We start from the raw sequence: 590 nt of genomic DNA on the forward strand, positions 1-590 counted from the left end.
TCTTTGTTCCATCGATATAAAGCTCTTTCAGCGTGACTAGCCCTTCCTTTTCCAGACGGCGCATGAACTGATAATTCAATTCGTCCAAAACTTCGCCTGTCAGTTTTTTCCCTTTAAAGTCATAAAAAGCGTCTCTCTGAGGCTTTTCTCCTTTGGTCAGCCAGATAAAAGCAAGATCTCTCTGGCATAAATCTACAATACGGTCAACAGCCCTGACTCCGCGCATGTTTGCGTAGGTAACAACAGCATACAGCATGATTGGGTTATACCCGGTTCTTCCCTTATCTGAATAGCAGGCCAGCAGGCCCGAAAAATCTAATTCCTCCATCACATTTTTTAGGGTATAGACTGGATCGTCATCAGGTAAACTCAATTCGAAGAAACTGAAGTTAATTTTCTGTTGCCCAATTTCAAAAAAGTCGTTATAATATTCCTTGGTTAGCATAGTTCTATTATAACATGGAACGGAGAGAAAGATGGCTGTCGTTAGTCATCTTTCTTTCTTTTTAGAGGATAAATTTCAGGGGCAGGCGAGACTCGTATGAGTCACGCCTGCCCCTGCTTGGAACTATCTATTTCCCGACAGCCCC

Annotated in this window: 1 protein-coding gene; it reads right to left on the bottom strand. The window is 42.7% G+C overall.

The genetic code is table 11. The features are described from left to right. Positions 1-445, bottom strand: a 445-nt coding sequence (locus B5F07_RS22240; RefSeq protein WP_140398086.1) for a transposase, incomplete at its 3' end; no start/stop codon positions are given. Positions 446-590: the final 145 nt, after the last annotated feature.

This window comes from Lachnoclostridium sp. An169 (assembly GCF_002160525.1).
GTDB lineage: Bacteria > Bacillota > Clostridia > Lachnospirales > Lachnospiraceae > Mediterraneibacter > Mediterraneibacter cottocaccae.